Below are 17,723 nucleotides of genomic sequence, written 5' to 3' on the forward strand. Positions count from 1 at the left end.
TACTAGTATTGTACTGGGAGGAAACGTGAAAAAAAGAGCACTTTTAAGCGTATTCTACAAAGACGGTCTTCTTGAGTTGGCTTCATTTTTAAACAATAACGGATGGGAAATAATTTCGACGGGCGGCACGTCCAAGTTTTTACAGGAAAATAAAATACCTGTTATCGACGTTTCTTCGGTTACGGGCTTTCCAGAATGTCTTGACGGACGGGTAAAAACAATGCACCCTGCCATTCTTGCGGGCGTTTTGGCTCGCAGAGACGTGCAAAGCCATGTCGATACACTGAAAGACTTAAAAATCGAGGCTATCGACCTTATCTGCGTCAACCTCTATCCGTTCTTTGAAAAAGTGCAGGCTGGGCTTCCGTTGCAGGAAACAATCGAATTTATCGATATTGGCGGACCTACCATGCTTCGATCCGCAGCCAAAAATTTTAACGACGTGCTAGTTTTAACAGACCCTGCCGATTATGCCGAAGTTAACGCAGGTCTTAAATCGGGAAATGTCCCTCTTGAGTTAAAAAAGCGTCTTGCCGGCAAAGTTTTCGATTTAACGTCTGTTTATGACGCGGCTATTGCCCGTTTTCTGCTTGATGAAGAATATCCGCCGTATTTGCCGATGTCTCTTAAAAAAGGGCAGTCTTTGCGTTATGGTGAAAATGGGCATCAATCCGCTTCTCTGTACCTTAATACCGACCGCCCCGGCGTTTTAGGCGGCATGGAACAACTGAACGGCAAAGAGCTTGGCTACAATAACATAAAAGATCTTGATATAGCATGGAAAGCGGTATGTGCTTTCGGGCTTGAAAGCGACGGGACAGAACCTGTAGGGGAGTCTGATATTCGCCGTCTTGTTCCTTCTGCGGCAAGCGGTAAAGAAGTTTGCTGTGTCGCCGTTAAGCACAACACGCCATGCGGTATCGCGCTAGCGGATAATCTGTTAGACGCCTATCATAAAGTTTTTGCCTGCGATCCTGTGTCAATATTCGGCGGAATAATAGCCTGTAACGTAAATGTAAACAAGGCAGTCGCTTTAAAACTCGGCGAATTATTTTTAGAAGTTGTCGTAGCTCCCGATTTTGACGACGACGCGCTTGAAGTTTTAAAAAAGAAAAAAAATCTGCGTGTTATAAGAATGAAAAAAGCTCCAAAAGAAAAACACGAATATGTTGCCGTTGACGGCGGCATTTTAGTTCAGCAGAGCGACCGCATCCTGCTTGAAAAATGGGAAGTGGTTACAAAAAACGCCCCGCAGGAGCGCGACTTAAAAGACATGGTTTTTGGAATGAGGGCTGTAACATTTGTAAAATCAAACGCTATTTTAATTGTTAAAGAGCAATCAGCTACCGGCATTGGCGGCGGACAGGTAAATCGTATCTGGCCTACAAAGCAGTCTCTGCAAAGAAGCGCCGAAGCGTTGCAAGCGGCATCAGAAGAAACGGCGGACACAGGCGGAAGCCCTTGGAACGACAATCTTCCGGCGAGAGTTTTAGCCTCCGATGCCTTCTTCCCATTCGCCGACATTGTAGAAGAAGCGGCAAAGGCGGGAATTAAAGCGATAATACAGCCGGGCGGCTCCGTAAACGACAAACTTTCAATCGAGGAATGTGATAAACACGGTATAGCGATGGTCTTTACAGGGACACGGCACTTTAAACATTAGTTTGAATAAATTTACCACGAACTAAGAGCGAAGAGATCTACCACGAACATCAGCGAACCTAGAGAGCGAAGATATTAACTACAAATATGCGTGTAGTAGAGAGCAAAAGGGGTCAGGGGTTGTTGTTTGAGGGCTAAACATGAGCTTTACGATAAGATAACGAACAATAACCCCTTAATACCTCTGATTATCTTTTACTCTAATCTATGTATTTAACGCTGATCCCTCTTCGTTCGCTCTGGTTCGTGTGGTTCGTGGTTAAAAATTTATTTAAAGTATCTAACAGCCCCCACGAAAATATCCATTTTCTTAATACCGGGAATATTCCTGTAAGTGCCGTTGTCTAACCGCTCGTTATGTGCCATGCGACCGAAGACTCTGCCGTCTGGCGATGTGATTCCTTCAATGGCGAAGTCGGAATTATTGGGGTTAAAGCGTATATCTTGCGAGGCGTTGCCGTCATAATCAACATATTGAGTCGCTATTTGACCGTTAGCCGCTAAAGAACGTATAACATCTTCTTGGGCGATAAAGCGTCCTTCGCCGTGCGAGATTGGCACTATAAATCGCTCTCCGGGTTCAAAACAGGAAAGCCACGGCGATTTATTGGAAACAACTTTTGTAATTGGCAGCGTAGATTGATGTCTGCCGATTGTATTAAACGTGAGAGTAGGGGAGTCTTCCGTCATATCACGGATTTCGCCATACGGCACAAGCCCAAGTTTTATAAGCGCCTGAAATCCGTTGCATATTCCGCAGATAAGCCCGTCTCTGTTTTGTAAAAGGTCTGTAACAGCGTCTTTAATCGCACTGTTACGCATAAATGCCGTAATAAATTTTCCCGATCCGTCAGGCTCATCTCCGCCTGAAAAACCTCCCGGAATAAAAATTACCTGCGATTTTCTTACAGCCTTTTCAAACTCAGTAACGCTTTGGGCTACGGCGGCGGGAGTTAAGTTTCGTATAACAAATATTTCCGCTTTTCCACCCGCTTTTTCTACAGCCCTCGCACTGTCGTATTCGCTGTTGGTTCCGGGAAAAACAGGAATAACAAACTTGGGTTTTACGAACGAACTTAATACGCTTTTTTTCTTATTTTTTTCTGTTTTTTCCCGTTTCCACGAAAAATTTTCGATTTTTCCTTCCTGTTTTACAAGATACGGATAAACAGGCTCAAGCGTTTTTTCCCATTCATCTTGTAATGTATCAATGGGAATGTTATAAGTTTTTGTTTTAAGAATATAATCGCCTGTTGTGCGTCCTATTAAAATAGCGTTTTTTATTTGTAATGGCGAGTCTGTTTCAACGATAAATCCGCAGAAGCCGTCTTCTGTAAAAAGCTCTGTTTCCGCCGTAAAACCAATTTTGTTGCCCATGCACATTTTTACTACAGCTTCTGCGGTTCCGCCGCTTCCGCTTGCCCAACAGGATAGAATTTTTTTGTCGGCGATAAGTTCTTCAATATCGTCAAAATAATCACGTAACAGAGCGAAATCAACTTTTTCGTAAACGGAAAAAGGCGGTTTTAACAGATAGACATAGCTGTCGGCTTTTTTGAATTCAGGAGTGATAATGTTATCTATTTTTGCGGTGGAAACGGCGAAAGAGACTAGAGTAGGGGGAACATCAAGCTGTCCTCCGTCGGCAAGGGTAAAACTGCCCGACATCGAGTCTTTTCCGCCGATTGCGGCTGTTTCAAGACCGATTTGAGCGTCAAGAGCGGCTAACAAGGCGGAAGCTGGTTTTCCCCAACGGAGCGGATCATCACGTAACCTTTCAAAATATTCCTGAAATGTAAGCCAGCATTTTCTTCTGCTTCCGCCTGCGGCAATTATTTTCGCTACCGAATGAACAACGGCGAAAATCGCCCCATGGTAGGGACTTGCCTCGGATATTAAAGGGTCAAACCCCCATGACATAATTGAACAGGTTTTTGTTTCGCCGTTTAATACCGGTATTTTTGCAGACATTACTTGTGCAGGAGTACTGCCGTATTTGCCGCCAAACGGCGCGATAACTGTAGCCGCTCCTATACATGAATCAAAACGGTCAACAAGCCCTTTTTGTGAGCAGATATTCAAACTGCCTATTAATGTTTTAAGTTCCTGTTCGTTTACAGTTTTGTTTTCAGTTTTTGTTAGCTGAATATTTTTTATATATACCCTAGCGGTTTTTTTAGCTCCGTTGGAATTCAAAAATTCTCTGGAAATGTCAACAATTGTTTTTCCGTTCCACTTCATTACAAGACGGGGAGCTTTTGTAACTTCAGCGATTATTTCCGCTTCAAGATTTTCTTTTTGTGCAAGGGCGATAAACTTTTCGGCGTTTTTTTTGGAAGTTACAACTGACATTCTTTCCTGACTTTCGCTTATAGCAAGTTCTGTTCCGTCAAGCCCTTCGTATTTTTTTAATATTTTGTTTAAGTCGATTATTAATCCGTCAGCGATTTCCCCAACTGAAACGCTTACCCCGCCTGCGCCAAAATCATTACAGCGTTTAATTAAACGTGAAACTTTTGGATCACGAAAAAGCCGCTGAATTTTACGCTCCTCAGGTGCGTTGCCTTTTTGCACATCCGCTCCGCAGGTTTCAAGCGAGGACGATGTGTGCGATTTTGAGGAACCTGTAGCTCCGCCTATGCCGTCTCGTCCTGTTCTGCCGCCCAAAAGAATTACAACGTCAGTTGGAGACGGAGTAACTCGTACAACATTCTCCAACGGAACAGCGCCTATTACGGCTCCTATTTCCATGCGTTTAGCGGCGTAACCCGGATGGTATATTTCATGAACATGACCAGTCGATAACCCTATTTGATTTCCGTAAGAACTGTAACCTGCGGCGGCGGTACGGCAAATTTTCCGCTGAGGTAATTTGCCTTCAAGAGTTTCGCTTGTATTTGCAAGAGGATTCGCCGCCCCTGTTACACGCATTGCTTGATACACAAATGCCCTGCCTGAAAGCGGATCACGTATCGCACCTCCAAGACAAGTAGCCGCTCCGCCGAAAGGTTCAATTTCGGTGGGGTGGTTGTGCGTTTCGTTCTTAAACATTAACAGCCAATTTTTATTACAGCCGTTTACGTCAACTTTTATTTTTACGGAACAGGCGTTTATTTCTTCGGATTCATCTAAATCAGGCAGAAGCCCATTTTTTTTAAGAACTTTTGTCCCGATAGTAGCCATGTCCATTAACGTAACAGGCTTGTCGCCCCGTCCGCAGTATAAACGCAATTCAAGGTAATTTTTATAACTTTCAAGAATGTCCTTATCGTCAATTTGAATTTCGTCAAGCTGTGTTAAAAATGTCGTATGACGGCAATGATCTGACCAATATGTGTCAAGAACTTTTATCTCTGTTACAGTAGGGTCTCTTTTTTCGGTATTGCGAAAATAATTGCGGCAGAAAATTATATCCTGCAAATCCATAGCAAGGTTCATTTTTTTAAGCAGTCCTTCAAGCTCTGAATCGTTTAAGGAAATAAAACCATCAATAATATTAACGTCCGAAGGGGCTTGCAGATTTTGTTTAAGCGTTAGGGGTTTTTGTAAAGACGCTTCACGGCTTTCTACGGGGTTTATAAGCCACGCTTTTATTCTGGCAAAATCGTTATCTGAAATATCCCCGATTATTACATAGATTTTTGCAGATTGAATAACAGGTCTTTCTTTTCCCGTGGCAAGAGAAATACATTGTGCACACGAGTCGGCTCTTTGATCAAATTGTCCGGGAAGATACTCCGATGCGAAGACGTGAACTTTTTCTTTATTGTCAAAAGACGGCAATGTATTGTAAACAAGATCGACAGGCGGCTCGGAAAAAACAGTTTTTTTTACGTTGTTAAAATCTTCAAGGGAAATCCCTTCGGCAAAATAGCGGTTAATAATTCTGACTTTGGATATATTCTCGATTTGAAGCCCAAGGTGTAAATCCGAGGCTGTAGAGGCTGCTTCCAGCGCGAAATTTTCACGTTTTTCTACATAAATTTCATAAACGCTCATTTTTTTACCTTACTTGCATTATATAAAAAATCATATATAATGACTATATGTATAAAAAATATGTAATAATAGTTTTTTCGCTTATTCTAATGATTTTTATTCCTCAATATGCTTTTCCGCAAGTACAAAATGCCATGATCCGCATAAATGGAGGTACTTTTTTAATGGGAAGCCCCGCGACGGAAATGGGAAGAAACCAGAAAGATGAAAGTCCCCAACATCAGGTTACTGTAAGTTCTTTTTATCTTGCCAAATATCCTGTTACGCAGGCTGAATATGAAGCGATTATGGGAGAAAATCCAAGTCAATATAAAGGTGAGGATCTTCCTGTAGAGAAGGTAACATGGCTTAATGCCGTTGATTATTGCAATAAACGAAGCGTAAAAGAGGGGCTTACCCCTGTTTATACAATTAACGGAAATAATGTTACATGGAACCGTTCAGCTAACGGATACCGCCTGCCTACGGAAGCCGAGTGGGAATACGCCTGCCGCGCCGGAACTCAAACGCCGTTTTATACTGGAGATAAAATTGAAGATGCAGGCTGGTATAAGGGCAATTCACGTGATATGGATACATTACAGCGTTCCACTTTTCCGGTAGGTCAAAAAAAGCCCAACGCCTTCGGGCTTTATGATATGCACGGCAACGTACTTGAATGGTGTTGGGATTTCTTCGGTTACTATACTGCCGAAGCGCAGGTTGATCCGATAGGACCCGCTACAGGAGACAGGCGTGTTTATCGCGGGGGGTGCTTTGATTTTGAAGAACTTAACTGCCGAAGTGCGTATCGGTATAGACAGCATGTCAATTTTAAGTTTTTTTATAATGGGTTTAGAGTAGCACGGTCTTTGTAGATATGAACTCTATTTTATCACTTATGATTTATCATTAATCTTCTTATTAATTCTTCTTCTTCGATTGTTTTATTCCATTGACTTTCAAAATATTTATAATTATTCCCTGTAATAAAATCTCTATAATCTTCAATCCACCATAATGTTATAAAAGTTAAAAACATAATATCGCCAAAAGCCTTCTTTTTATCTTCAATAGTTATTATAGGCTCATATTCCATATTTGAAAATAAATTATTTTTATTATTATACGAGGAAATATTTAAAGGACTATTATATAATGATAAAGAATCATAAAAAAATATCGGATTAACATTTATAAAATTAATATGTATATTTTCTGTTTCCGCATATTCATTTTTTGGGACATTTTCATCTGAAAATACATAAACGGCTAATGTTGATAACAACAAAACCATAATTATTCTTTTCATATATTCCCTTGTTTTTAATGGTATAATACGAAAATTAATTTGTCAATGTTTTTGTTGTTTCACATCTGACAACAAAGCAAGAAAAATGTATAATAAGCCATGCCGTCAAAAAAGGACAGAATTGATGAATTAGAGTCTTTGATACAGAAGTATCAAGCGTCTTACTACAACGGAGAAGCGGAAATTTCCGATGGGGAATTTGACCTTCTTTGGGATGAGCTTAAAGCTCTTGCTCCTCAAAGCGAAGTATTAAAAAAAGTAGGGTCGGGACCAGATGCGGACGGTTTTCCAAAAGCCAAACACCTTATACCGATGGGCAGTCAGGACAAAGCATCCAATCCGCAAGAATTCATTGAATGGGCTGAAAAAATGGGACTGGAGACCGAAAAAGACGCTTCGTTAACCAATAAAAAAGACAGGTTTACAAAAACTTTTATTGTTCAGTATAAATTGGACGGCGCAAGCCTTGAATTACAGTATGAAAAAGGCAAACTTGTGCGAGCTGTTACAAGGGGCGATGGAATTATCGGCGATGAAATTACCGATAACGCCAGACGCATGAGCGGCGTTGTTCAAAAAATGGACGTTTCGTTTACAGGCGGAGTTAGGGGCGAAGTTATAATGACCCATGATGTCTGGAACGGCAAATATCCGACAAAAGCGAATTGCCGTAATGCCGCTAACGGGATAATGCGTCGAAAAGACGGCGAGGGTTGTGAAGATTTAGAGGTCATTGTTTATGACGCTTCCGCTTCGGACAACGATAAGTTTTTCAAAGACGAACTGCAAAAACTCCAATGGCTGAAAGAGCGTGGCTTTACTACCACTGAAACAAAGCCCTTTACCACGGCGAAGGAAATAATCGCTTACCGGGAAAAAATTGCCGCCGAAAGGGAAAAACTTCCTTTTGACATAGACGGACTTGTGGTAAAGGACATAGAGACGGATATGTCCGATCTTCGCAAAGCTCGCCCCGAAAAGCAAATTGCATTTAAATTTGAGTTGGAAACTGCGTTCAGCGTTTTGCGTGAGGTGATATGGAGCGAGTCGGGGGCAACATATACCCCAATCGGCGTAGTCGATCCTGTGCGTCTTGCCGGAACTACGGTAAAAAGAGCGAACCTTAACAACCCGGATATGATTCGTTCTATGGGCTTAAAAATCGGTTCAACTGTTTCTGTTGTAAAACGAGGGGAAATAATTCCTAAGATCGAAGGGCTTGCTCCTGTTTCATCAAAAGAAAAAACTAAGGAAATTGATTTTCCAAAAATCTGCGGCGTGTGCAATACAGATCTTGTTGACGCAGGGACGAGGCTTTACTGCCCAAACACCGCTTGTCCAAAGCGTCTTTTGCACCGACTAGAAAAATGGGTGTCGGTACTGGATATTCGTGAGTTGGGGGAAAAACTTCTTCGCCAATTATTTGAAAAAAATAGGGTAAGGCATATTCACGAATTCTACACGTTGACCACTGAGGAGCTTGCCGAATTCGACAGAATGGGAGAGCTTTCAGCGGCAAAAGTAATCCGCCACATACAAACAAAACGTGAACTTTCCCTTGCCGCTTTTACGGCAGGTTTTGACATGGAAGGAGTCGCCGAAACCACAATGGAAAAAATATCCGCCGCCGGTTTTGACACTCTGGAAAAACTTCGCAACGCATCCGTGGCTGATATTGCCGCCGTCTACGGTCTTGGAGAAATAACCGCTTCTGTAATTACTGACGGTCTTAAAGAATGTGCCGCCGAAATGGACGCAGTATTAAAGACAGGAATAATTTCGATAGCGCCACCGCCCTCGGAAGGAACCCAACCCATGCGAGGAATGTCTTTTTGTTTCACGGGGGAATTAAAGTCGATGAAGAGGGGAGAGGCGGAGGAGAAAATAAAAGCCCTTGGCGCGCAGGCAAAGACATCGGTAGTGAAGGGGCTTACCTACCTTGTTACCAATGACCCAGCCTCTGGCTCTTCAAAGAACAAAAAAGCTATGGAACTTGGAATAAAAATAATTAATGAAGATGAGTTTTTGGAGTTGTTATCTTCAGAGACTAAAAAACAGCCCACTTCTGAGCAGGGGGAGTTATTTTAGAAATTTTTAAGGAGATATTATGACAGAATGGATTGGTTATTTAGCGTCAATTTTAATCGCTGTCTCAATAACAATAAGCAACAATTTTTATTTTCGCATTCTAAACATGACAGGCTCAGCCTGTTTTGTAATTTACGGATTATTTATTCGCAGTTATCCTGTCGCTATAATTAACGCCTATTGTTTTGGAATAAATATTTTTCACATAATTAGGAATAGGAAGAAGTAGGGTATTACATTTATGTGTCTTTGACAATGCAAGCATCAAATTCAACTTCTAAAATGCACGAAAAATAAAAACGTGTCCCAATCCCATTCTCCAAAAATTATACTCATTAATTTTTTAACCGCCCTTTTATCTCATCAATTGACAATCCTTGTTCGAAAAAATTCAAGACTTCCTCACGACCTACCTCAATTCCTTCTTCTCGTCCTTCTTCCCGGGCTTCTTCCTGCCAGACTTTTTTCGCGGTGTCCCAGTCCCATTCTGTTGTTAGCATACTCATAATCTCCTTGGCATATTTCTCCATTAACTCTTTCAATATATCATGTTTGCGGCAATATTGCACGGTCTTTTTTATCGCTTCCTTAAGTGATAATCCCTCTTCTTGATACTCCCTAACCTTCGCTATGAACGCGCTGTATTGCTGCAGCGTATGGCACTTTTTTGCTATTCCTTCGTTCTTTCCCTTGTTTATGTTTAGCACCCTTACCTCCAACTCTAACGACGGAAGCTCCTTTTCCGAAAGCCCCAAATTTTCAGTACTTTCAAACAGTTCTGAAAGCCTTACGATTTTCTCATCGGGAAACGGCTTTACCCCGTTGTACAGCACAAAAAACTCTGGCTTTGGAATCGAGATTTTTGTTGACGAATAAATCTTTTTGTCGTCAATGATCTTTTCATAAACCCTGCCCGCATACATAAGCAGGCGTAAAGCCATGTTAGGGTTTATGGTTGACTGGTGTTCAATAAGCACGACCAGTTTCCCGCCGATTTCAAAGGATATGTCGTTGATCATATCCATGAACAGAATGTCCTCTAGGGTGTTGATGACGACAGGGACATCGGGGCTGAGGGTTACCCCCTCTAGGGCGCAGTAGAGTTCTCTTAAAACGTCAGGCTTGCTGAAGATGAAAGAGAAAACGCTGTTTTTAAATTTCTTGTTTGTTTCCATGGCAAACTCCATAGTAAAGTTTGTAGTTACCATCACAAGATGGATTAAAAACTACATACCCTATATGGCGTGAGAGTGCCGTTTTGCTTGACTAAATTTGAAAAAATTTTAACTTTTTAAGGAATTCTTACCACGAACATCACGAACCAAGGTCGAATCAAGAGGACTTTGAGTTTTCCAATGATAAAACTATCAAAAAAATAGTAAAAAAGAGCTAAATTAAGGGATTGTTTATAGGTAAATTTACCTATATTTCTGCTGGAAAAAAGGGACGTTTAAATTCGACACTCTTTGTTTTTTCTTCATACATTTTTATTTTGAAATAGTACAAAATATTTTAATATTAGTCAAGAAAATTTTAAGTTAAATACAATATTTATAAAAAATAAACACAAATTCTTAAAAGAATAACTTTTAAAAAAACAGAGCAGTTTTTGTGCAATGTCGAATTTAAACGTCCCTTTATTTTCGCACTTTTTTAGGTATTTTTACCTACATTTTTTTGTCGTTTTCGGCTTATGCGGAAAACACACAAAAACTGACGGCGGGAAAAGACCGCGAGCGGTAAACCCCTCTTGTTCTACCGCAAAAAGGAATTTCTTATGAAGCTGACAAAAAAACTTTTGGGAATTGTCGCGATTATCGCGGTAATTGGATTTTTAGCACTGTCCCTGACAGGGTGTCCAACAGAAGAGCCTGACCCTTCCCCATCACCTTCATCTTCGTCTCTGCCAAAAGAACCCGATTTTATTACTGACAGCGTTAACGATTTTGGAACATGGTTAAGCGAACAACCAGACAACACCGCAACAACGCCATACATTGTCAAACTAAACGTCAGCAGTCTTGGTGGCGGTTACAATGTTATAGGAAGTGTTGCATATCTGCTTAATCACAACAAAACCAAATACTTCTCCCTTGACCTTTCCGAAGCTACCTTTACAAGCATTGTGGATGACGCTTTTTTCGGTAACAATAATCTTATCAGCGTAACCATACCCGACGGCGTTACCAGAATTGGGGATAATGCTTTTAGCAGCTGTGGCTTTACCAGCGTAACCATACCAAACAGCGTTACCAGTATTGGGGATGGCGCATTTAACAGTTGCGACAACCTTGCCAGCGTAAATATACCCAGTAGCGTTACAAGCATTGGGAATTACGCTTTTTCCGGTTGTGCCATTACCAGCATAGACATACCCGACAGCGTTACAAGCATTGGGAATTACGCTTTTTCCGTTTGTGCCATTACCAGCATAGACATACCCGACAGCGTTATAAGCATTGGGAATGGCGCATTTAACAATTGCTATGAACTTGCCAGCGTAAATATACCCAGTAGCGTTACAAGCATTGGGGATAACGTTTTTTCCAGCTGTGCCATTACCAGCATAGACATACCCGACAGCGTTATAAGCATTGGGAATTACGCTTTTTACTTTTGCTATGAACTTGCCAGCGTAACCATAGGGAACAGCGTTACCAGCATCGGGGATAGTGCATTTAACAATTGTGTTAGCCTTGCCAGCGTAACCATACCCAACAGCGTTATAAGCATCGGGGATAGCGCTTTTTACTCTTGCGACAACCTTGCCAGCGTAACCATACCCAACAGCGTTATAAGCATCGGGGATAGCGCTTTTTACTCTTGCGACAACCTTGCCAGCGTAACCATACCCAACAGCGTTATAAGCATCGGGGATAGCGCTTTTTACTCTTGCGACAACCTTGCCAGCGTAACCATAGGGAACAGCGTTACCAGCATCGGGGATAGCGCTTTTTGCTCTTGCAGCCTTGCCAGCGTAACCATACCCGCAAGCGTTACCAGCATTGGGAATTCCGCTTTTTCCTATTGCATTAACCTTACCAGTGTAACATTCGCAACAGGGAGCAATATCGAAGACGCAAATTTTGGAAACAATGCCTTTAAAAAAAGTAGCTATGGCAACGACAACACCTTAAATGATGCCTACAGTACCGGTAAAGATGGGACGTACACGAGACAAGATACAACAATCGGAACATGGACAAAACAGTAAAAAAAACGTATAGAGTTTTGGAAAGCAAAACTCCTAGCTATCCAGCGTAGCAAAATAGCAGGGTAGTGGGTAGAGAAAGCAAAATGTTATCTCTACCCACTATACAATATATTCTCTTGTCATGGTGTTTAAAGGTGTTTTTTGGACAGGACTCTCATCTTTCTCTGTTCGCATTGGTTCGTGGTTAAATAATTCCTACTGCAACGAATCCTGCACTCTATAAAAATTCTCCATAGCCTGAAACTTCTCACGCACTTTCTGCAAAGACTCAAGCTCTCGGTTAATAGTTTTTGCGTAGTTCAACGTGCCATTTTCTATCCTAAAAGCCTCGTCTTGCCAAAATTGAATCTTGGGAATGTCTATCCACCTGAAACGCCTGTCGTTGGCTTTCTTGTACCATACAAGAGCCTCGTCCCAGTAGTAAAGAGCGGTGCGAAAACAGGTTTCGGCGGTATCAAGGCTTTCAAGGTTTTGATCTTTCCAGGGGGCGTTGTAAAAAAAGGCGTTGCGCTTATTCCATTTGTTGCCCAATAACATATATTGTTCTATCAGTTTTATGTTTATGTGCATGGAAAAAAGATAGCGGTATTTTTCCCATTGGTTTTCATCTTCGATTAACGCAAGAGCGTATAACGGATTGGCAAATTCGGCTTTTAACGCTTGTTCAAGCCAATAAATATTTTCCATTGTGTCATCGGGATATTGAATATAATGCAGATGAAAAAGCCTGTAATACTGTTCTTTGTAGGTAACAAAATATCCGTTTACGGGAATTGCCGAGGACAGTAAAACAAAGATGGCTGTTATTTTTAAGACTGTTTTCACTATATTTTGAATATCGGCATTTTGGAGATTATGCTCCATACCCGATCCGCAACTTCAGTAATGGTTTTTGATGAATCGATTATTTCCACCCTTGCCCCATTTTTTTTGTAGTCATCAACTGCGGATATGTATTTTTGCCGTACTTTTTCCTGAAACTCAAGGTATTCGTATATCTCCAAAGAACCCCGTTTACTCATTCTGTTTATTGCGATTTTAGGGTCAATATCAAAGAAAAACGTTAATTCTGGGGCGGCAAAGCGGGAATTAAGGGCGGTTGGCAAGTCATCGCCACATTCAATTCCCTGATAAACAAGGGAAGACAGCACATATCTGTCGCTAACAACCAATTCTCCGTGTTTTACACGATTTAAAATGCCGTCACGAGCGGTTAAATGCTCGTTTCTATCGGCGGCAAAGAGCATGGCGAGGGTTTCCGGCTTTAAAATCATTTCTTTTTTTAAAGCGGAGCGTATAATTTTGCCGATTTGTCCATCTGTAGGCTCAAATGTGGGAAAAAATACGGGTTTATTGCTTTTTCTTAGGCGTTCAGACAGCATTGCCAGTTGTGTAGTGGTTCCGCTTCCGTCTCCGCCTTCAAAAACGACAAAATTAGGAATAATTTCCATAAAGATATGCTATCATAAAAAGCAAAAAATGTCATTATCTCTAAAAAATCCCTATTAATCGTTTAAAAATTGATACTTTTTGCCGTAGAATGTGTTATAATATAGTAATAAATGTCAATATTTATCGAAAAAGACGGGAAAAAGGGGCTTCCTGTCTCATTTTATGTAAAAATTCTCATTTTTCTGGGGTTAATAGTCCTTTCAGCTGTTATTTTTCGTCCTGTACAGCAGGCTTTAAACAGAGAAATGTTAAAAATTCGCTCAGGCTTTATAGAAAAATTAGAAAATTTAACGGGAACAAAGATACGTTACGCTTCAATACGTCCTTCATTTTTAGGCTCTATCAGCATCAAAAATTTAAATTTTTATAAGGGAGAAATACCCATTTTTAAAGTATCACAGGTTAAAATTCATTTTTCATTATGGGAATTATTACTGCGAAAAAAAACATTTATACATACCGTTGATATTGATAAACCCGAGATTAATTTAGATACGGAAAAAAACGCCGATTACTTTGAATTTATTTCAACATTAATTAAAGAAAATAAAAACAAAGTCGATAAAGATGAATCTTTTCAGATAACGGAATTTCTGCCGCGTAACGCCAATTATCAAATACGGCATTTAAATTTCAGTTTAACCGACAAAAAGAGCGTATATAAACTCCATGACACTAACCTGAACTTAAAAGAAAAAGACGGCGAAATAATGCTGTCCGGGCGATTCTATTCAGAGTATAAAAAAGCAAATCTTTTTGGCAGGACAATAACCGTAAACGCCGATTCGGGTATCAGCGGAATATTTTCGCCAAGTTTGGATAACGCGAGCGCAGAGTTTTCAGTATATGACTTGTCTTGTTTTGCGCAAGATGAAGTAAAAAAGACGGCGTCGTTTATAAAGCCTGTTTCCAATAACAGCACAAAACAGAAAAAACTTTTTAATTTAAGCCCTTTTAAAACTTCTTTAACTTATAAAAACAATATTATCAATGTAAAACCCCAAGAAGAAAATCAACTTAATAATTATTACTTTAACTATTATATCGAACCCCAAAAATTACAGGCGGGAATAAATGTTAATGATTTTAAACCTGAAAACATGATAAAACTTTCAGATGAATTTAAAAACGTAAGCGATTTATTTTTTATGCATATAACCGGCTATTCTTCTTTTGTTTTTGATAACGGATTTATAAATTACAATGTAAACATAAAAGGCGATAATAAAAAAATATCCTCAAAAAACAACGCTTCTTTTGTTGTTGACGTTTACGGAAATGAAAAAGAAATAGTTGTAAATGATTTTTATATTTCTTCCGGAAATTCAAAAAATGATATTTTTTACGGAACATTTGGGCTTTCGGGCGATTTGCGTTTTAAGCCGCTAAAATCGCGCGGAACAATTTATTTTGAGAACTTTAGTCTTACCGGAAAAGAAAAATTAAACGCCGTGGTTAACATCTCCAGTAATAATGACAATATTTTAATTTCAGGCGAAAATATCAATATTGCCCAAACAACAATAAAAGAATTATCGATACTTTTGTATCCCATGGATAAGGGAATGGAAATAGAAACTTCATGTTTATTTACGGAAGGCGGAAATGTTTTTTTGGACGCTATTTATAGCGGTAATCCCGAAGAAATAGAAGCCTCTTTAAAAATGGATTCGTTGTCTTTATTTGAAATAACAGAAATTCTTCGTCCTTTTTCAGAATCTTTAAATGTTCCTTCCGTAAGCAGGGGAATATTAAAAAAATCAACAATAAATACGGAAATTTTCTTTTCTACGGATTTTAAAAAAATCGTATATAACGCGCCTAATATTGTTTTTAGCTCAGGGGATACAAATATAAAGCTGTCATTATCCGGCACTGATAAACAAATAGCATTAAGCGAAGGAGTATTCTCAAAAAATGAGAATGAAGTAGTATTCTCGTCCGATATTGATTTTTCAAACACAATGGATTTAACATTTTTATTAAACGCAAGTTATAATGATATGACATGGCATATAGAGGGGCAAGTTTTAGACAGAACAACTGTGATTATAAGAGACCATAACGGTTTTCATGGTTACGGGAATATATCAAGTAATGGAGCCTTTTCAGGTTACATTGAGGGCGTTAATTATCCGATATTGTCAAATTCGCAGACAATTTACCTGAATTTTTATACGTCGCTGCGTTATAATTCATCTGATTTTTGGCATCTTGAGTTTAATAAATTTAATGCGCGTTACGCTAATGCCGCTGATGATACGGATTTTTTAAAAATTTCCGTCATGGCGGATCAAAACGGAGCGAGTTTCAGGCAAATATCATACATTGATAATTCCGGTATGCTTTTGGGAAGCGCGGATTTTTCATGGGATGCTGATTTTTCGTATATATATTTTGTTTTGGATATAACAGACGGAAATTTGACAGGTGAAAAATATTACGCCACTGGAAAAGTAAAAGATGACAATATTAATTTTGATATTTCAGTTTCCGATATGCGTTTAAACCGTTTTATTCACAAATTAAGTCCTATGCTTATAAGCGCGGACGCGTCAGTCTCATGGAATTCCATAAAAGACTTTAACGCAAAAATAGCTCTTTCTTCATTGCGTACAAGAATAGATAGTAACGCTATTTACGCCGCCGTTAATATTAATGTTTCAAATGATGAGTTATCTGTTAATAATTTGGAAATGGATTACTCAGGGTTAAAAACAAATTTGTCGGACTTAATATTTAACATTGACAAAGGTATCGTTTTTGCAAGAGCTGATATAAAGGGGTTTTATAAAGAAAAAGCCATAGAGGGAAACATGGGAATTGACGCTACTTTTGCAAGCGTAGATTCATGGTTTGATTTAGATCAAATAATTACGGATTTAGACGGAGAATTATCCCTTAATAACTTTTACTTTGGAGATATAAAAGACGAAGAATTTAAACTTGTTTTTAAATGTAAAGACGGAGCTGTTTCGGCAAAAGGCGGACATAAAGACATGATAAGGTTCGAGATGGATAGCGACGGAGTTGTTTGGGCAGGGTAATCGGATCCGTTGCCCATTCACGGCAATATTGTAGGAACATTTAAAAAAGGAATTATAGACTCTCAAACAAATAATTTTTTTATTGATATAGTAAGGCTTTATAATATTTTTTCTCCTCAAAAAGATTTTTTTATTACAAGCGGTTATATTACCGGAAAAACTCAATTTGTCGGTCCTTTTTGGAATCCTGAATTTCACGGAACGGCGAAAGCGGAAAGCCTTCGTTTTCAGGTTCCAAATTATATAAAAGAAGATATAAGAATCGCTCCTTTTGACGTTCTTGCGGAAGGATATGAAATGACTTTTGGTCCTGTAGATGTTTTAGTGGGTGAGGGTAACGGGACGGCAAAAGGCTGGTTCTTTTTTGAAAATTGGTCTCCTGTAAATATCGGTCTTGATATTTTGATTCAACGTGATAATCCAATTCCTTACGGTATAAACATTGGCGGATTTCTTTCAAATGGAACTGCCGCTGGAAGCGCTTGTTACAACGAAATTTTGTAAAATTCGAGTTCTAACGCTGAACATATCCAATTTCATAGTATTCCTTACTTGTCTTTCAAATTGACGCCCAATTGCAAGTTGAGACAGAGCGTCCGAACCTGCAATAAATTGCGTTACAAGATCCGTTGTGGAAGATAACAATAAATGACGCACCTCATCAATGTTATCCTCTGTTTGGACAATAGTGAAATTCTGCCCTAAAATCGAATAAATTTCAAGCTGTGTCATACTGGGATTTGCCTCAAAACGTGGTTGAAAGCTGAATAAAGGCTGGTTATCTATAATCATTGCTATTGTTACAGTTCCTGAATCGGATCTGTTTTTAATTTCAGCCCTTGCGCTTATTCTGGGATAAATTTTGGTTTCATTTTCTTTTAAAACAAGGTTTCCCCGCCGTATATAAAAATTCCTGTCAAAATAATACAATTCCCCAGAGCGAATCTTTATATTGCCGTCTAATGTATAT

The 17,723-nt window shown here is 39.6% G+C and carries 13 protein-coding genes; 7 read left to right on the top strand and 6 right to left on the bottom strand.

The features are described 5' to 3' along the window. The first annotated feature begins 25 nt into the window (after window positions 1-25). The gene (gene purH / locus ACYVTD_RS05260) at window positions 26-1,663 is read left to right on the top strand and encodes a bifunctional phosphoribosylaminoimidazolecarboxamide formyltransferase/IMP cyclohydrolase (protein WP_461246750.1); all 1,638 of its coding nucleotides are present in this window, start codon (window positions 26-28) and stop codon (window positions 1,661-1,663) included. 266 nt (window positions 1,664-1,929) lie between these two features. Here purH and ACYVTD_RS05265 read toward each other — a convergent pair whose 3' ends face one another. Continuing rightward, window positions 1,930-5,661 (bottom strand): phosphoribosylformylglycinamidine synthase, encoded by a 3,732-nt coding sequence (locus ACYVTD_RS05265; protein ID WP_461246738.1) that lies wholly within the window; start codon window positions 5,659-5,661, stop codon window positions 1,930-1,932. 47 nt (window positions 5,662-5,708) lie between these two features. Between ACYVTD_RS05265 and ACYVTD_RS05270 the strand changes: the two genes are divergently transcribed. Beyond that, window positions 5,709-6,518 carry a formylglycine-generating enzyme family protein gene (locus tag ACYVTD_RS05270; RefSeq protein WP_461246739.1) on the top strand — a complete coding sequence of 270 codons (810 nt, stop codon included), beginning with the start codon at window positions 5,709-5,711 and terminating at the stop codon, window positions 6,516-6,518. A gap of 17 nt (window positions 6,519-6,535) precedes the next feature. Here ACYVTD_RS05270 and ACYVTD_RS05275 read toward each other — a convergent pair whose 3' ends face one another. Next, on the bottom strand, window positions 6,536-6,952 hold the full coding sequence (locus tag ACYVTD_RS05275) for a hypothetical protein (protein WP_461246740.1): 417 nt from the start codon (window positions 6,950-6,952) through the stop codon (window positions 6,536-6,538). 99 nt (window positions 6,953-7,051) lie between these two features. On the opposite strand from ACYVTD_RS05275, the gene ligA reads away from it, so the two are divergent. Together ligA and ACYVTD_RS05285 are read left to right on the top strand one after the other, a co-directional pair. Next, window positions 7,052-9,040 (top strand): NAD-dependent DNA ligase LigA, encoded by a 1,989-nt coding sequence (gene ligA / locus ACYVTD_RS05280; protein ID WP_461246741.1) that lies wholly within the window; start codon window positions 7,052-7,054, stop codon window positions 9,038-9,040. Between the two features lie 19 nt (window positions 9,041-9,059). After that, window positions 9,060-9,269 carry a YgjV family protein gene (locus tag ACYVTD_RS05285; RefSeq protein ID WP_461246742.1) on the top strand — a complete coding sequence of 70 codons (210 nt, stop codon included), beginning with the start codon at window positions 9,060-9,062 and terminating at the stop codon, window positions 9,267-9,269. A gap of 106 nt (window positions 9,270-9,375) precedes the next feature. Here the strand turns inward: ACYVTD_RS05285 and ACYVTD_RS05290 are convergent, their stop codons facing one another. After that, a complete protein-coding gene (locus tag ACYVTD_RS05290; RefSeq protein WP_461246743.1) occupies window positions 9,376-10,215 on the bottom strand; it encodes an Rpn family recombination-promoting nuclease/putative transposase in 840 nt (279 codons plus the stop codon). A gap of 602 nt (window positions 10,216-10,817) precedes the next feature. Here ACYVTD_RS05290 and ACYVTD_RS05295 point away from each other — a divergent pair. Further along, window positions 10,818-12,254, top strand: coding sequence for a leucine-rich repeat domain-containing protein (locus ACYVTD_RS05295; RefSeq protein WP_461246744.1), 1,437 nt, complete (start codon window positions 10,818-10,820; stop codon window positions 12,252-12,254). 195 nt (window positions 12,255-12,449) lie between these two features. Here the strand turns inward: ACYVTD_RS05295 and ACYVTD_RS05300 are convergent, their stop codons facing one another. Then, a complete protein-coding gene (locus ACYVTD_RS05300; RefSeq protein ID WP_461246745.1) occupies window positions 12,450-13,118 on the bottom strand; it encodes a hypothetical protein in 669 nt (222 codons plus the stop codon). Beyond that, window positions 13,079-13,705 (bottom strand): dTMP kinase, encoded by a 627-nt coding sequence (gene tmk / locus ACYVTD_RS05305; protein WP_461246746.1) that lies wholly within the window; start codon window positions 13,703-13,705, stop codon window positions 13,079-13,081. Before tmk ends, ACYVTD_RS05300 begins: the two co-directional genes overlap by 40 nt. 111 nt (window positions 13,706-13,816) lie before the next feature. Between tmk and ACYVTD_RS05310 the strand changes: the two genes are divergently transcribed. Beyond that, window positions 13,817-16,753, top strand: coding sequence for an AsmA family protein (locus ACYVTD_RS05310; RefSeq protein ID WP_461246747.1), 2,937 nt, complete (start codon window positions 13,817-13,819; stop codon window positions 16,751-16,753). Window positions 16,754-16,762: 9 nt separating this feature from the next. Next, on the top strand, window positions 16,763-17,257 hold the full coding sequence (locus ACYVTD_RS05315) for a hypothetical protein (protein WP_461246748.1): 495 nt from the start codon (window positions 16,763-16,765) through the stop codon (window positions 17,255-17,257). Here the strand turns inward: ACYVTD_RS05315 and ACYVTD_RS05320 are convergent. Beyond that, window positions 17,210-17,723: translocation/assembly module TamB domain-containing protein (locus ACYVTD_RS05320; RefSeq protein WP_461246749.1), on the bottom strand; the 514-nt coding region annotated here is incomplete at its 5' end. The two genes, ACYVTD_RS05315 and ACYVTD_RS05320, sit on opposite strands and share 48 nt — an antisense overlap.

The organism is Treponema sp. R6D11 (genome assembly GCF_054786075.1).